This window comes from Xanthomonas sp. D-36-1, assembly GCF_017746155.1.
Taxonomy (GTDB): domain Bacteria; phylum Pseudomonadota; class Gammaproteobacteria; order Xanthomonadales; family Xanthomonadaceae; genus Xanthomonas; species Xanthomonas cissicola.
This window is the reverse complement of sequence record NZ_JAGHWR010000047.1, coordinates 1-2,223: the sequence shown is the minus strand read 5'-3', so window position 1 is coordinate 2,223 and position 2,223 is coordinate 1. Positions and strand designations below refer to the sequence as shown.

The window sequence follows — 2,223 nt, the reverse complement described above, 5'->3', positions numbered from 1 at the left end:
GGGGTTCAGCCGACATACGTGTAAAAAATAGCTCACAAGATCGGATTTCATCCATTGCATCAGTGAGTTAGCGGATATTTTGGCGCAACAAAACTACCCGAGAGTCGGCAGGGATTCGTGCAAAACACAGCCTGAAGTGGGCTAACTCGCTGATATAAAAGAATTTTTCAAAAAATTCCTCCCAACCCCCTGGAAGCCACGAAGCTATGGGTGATATGGGCGTATGCTGAGCACGGGACTAGCGACATCAGTTTCGGACGCCATAACGTTAGCAAGGGGCCGCACGGGTTGGTCCGGCAGGCCGCCGCGCGCTAATATCTTGACGCCATTGATTTGCCGAACACCAAGAAAAACGGAGCCGCCGCCGTCGAGATTCAATGTCGACGCGCCAGCACCCCCATCCCCTGGCCGCAATGCGTCGGCCACACTTTTTGCCGCGAGCTCAGTGATGGTTTGCCATTGTGCCATGGTGACGCCAGCCTTTCGGTTTCCGCCAGTTGTCAACGTTTGCAGAATCACTTTAATCGCTGCGGACAAGTGGATAGGCACTAGGCTGACAGCAGAGCGCTCATTTGCATCACTGGAATGAGTCAGTGCGCCTGCGAGGCGATTGAGCGGGTTGTCCTTGCCGTTGATGCGGTAGTGAAATCTGTCTGCGTCCTCGATCGGCAGACACTTTCCGTCAAGCGCCAATAGAGGTGCACCGCTTAATATCAGTTCATCATTGGCCGTGATCGTGGCATAATCCGACAACCAAGGGCCTGGAACCGGGGTAAAATCTCGCCGGCCGGCGACTTGTCCTACCGGAGAACCAAGATTTTCGATGGTCTCGCCGCATTCTGTCTGCAGGCCGGTCTTGTGGACGAAGTAGCTGCCGTTTATGACGGCAGCACCCAGGGCGGCGCTTTGGACCAGTTCTTGAGGGTTACGCGCTCCTTCGTAATCGTGCGTCCCATGGATGCGCAGCGTTCCATTCGACACCGACACCCGGGTGAAAGTCGCGCCTTTCTGCAGATGCTGCTGGATATCCGACACGAACGTTCCCGGTGCGACAGACAACGACAGCGGATTACGGGGAGCGCGGATCGTCGTGGAGACAACGCCATGGCTTTGGCTGGCGATCTGGACCTGCTGGCGTACCTGGTGGCCGCGTGTCGCTGCCTGCAGCTTGGCAGCTGCGGACATCGTCCGCCGAGGGGGCAAGCCATCCAGGGGGCCGCCAGCAGGCTTAGCCCCCCCCCGATCAGCAGTCGGCTGAACCCCATCGGGTTGGGGTCCGGGCAGAAGCTCGCGGGCTGGCCTTGGCGTGCGAGAACGAATGGGATCCATCAGACATGCCTCTTTACAGAAACCATGGTCACCTCGTTAGCTCACTTGTGGCTGTGTTTTACACGAATCCCTGCCGACTCTCGAACTGGCGTTGGCGGTGTAGTTCTGTTGCCCCAAAATATCCGCTAACTCACTGATGCAATGGATGAAATCCGATCTTGTGAGCTATTTTTACACGTATGTCGGCTGAACCCCCAAAGGCGATCAACTGAAACGTCTGCGGCGGATCTGCTCGCGTTCCTCTGCGGTCAGATCATCAATGTGGATGTAGTGGACGCCTAGACCGCGCGGCGCGCTCAGAAGCTGCGATTCGTTCTCATCTTGGCTATTGTCGGGCGAAGAGATCAGGCCAACGATCGTTCCATGCGGGGCCACCCGCCATACGGCCACGCGCTGGAAGACGCGTGGCTCATCGGCCCCGGCAGCTTGTGGATAGGTGGCGTACCAACCATCGGCAGGCAGGTAGCGATAAGAACCGTAGTCGTTCATAGCGTCTCTGGGCGATGCGGGATGACGCTTTAGATTGTCGATATGCGCCGATAGGCGGGATGCGGGAGTTTCTGATTTGGCGCTGCAGCTACGCACTGGGTCATCTGGGCTTCGCTGCTGCGAAAAGGGTTTCGCGCACTACGTGCAGTGCACTGGATGGGCTGCGAGAGCTAACAGCTATCTGTGGCGGGGCGTTGGGACGGCCAAGCCGCACCATCCGTCTATTACCCACCCTGCGACCACTGTTCTCGCACAGTCGCCGCAAGACAGTTGCAGCGTGCCGAACCTCGAAAGGGACGAGGTAGTGGATGAGCGATGGAAGCGCCGTTTTATCTGGCAACTTCTTGTTTTCAAAAAATAAATTGGATTCTGCGAGTCATTTTACACGTATGTCGGCTGAACCCC

Annotated in this window: 2 protein-coding genes; both read right to left on the bottom strand. The window is 57.0% G+C overall.

All coding sequences use genetic code 11. The features are described 5' to 3' along the window. Positions 1–204: 204 nt before the first annotated feature. Positions 205–1,185 carry a hypothetical protein gene (locus J7367_RS14445; protein WP_057664354.1) on the bottom strand — a complete coding sequence of 327 codons (981 nt, stop codon included), beginning with the start codon at positions 1,183–1,185 and terminating at the stop codon, positions 205–207. Positions 1,186–1,533: 348 nt separating this feature from the next. Then, entirely contained in the window at positions 1,534–1,818 is a 285-nt protein-coding gene (locus J7367_RS14440; protein WP_057664351.1) for a hypothetical protein, read from the bottom strand. Positions 1,819–2,223: the final 405 nt, after the last annotated feature.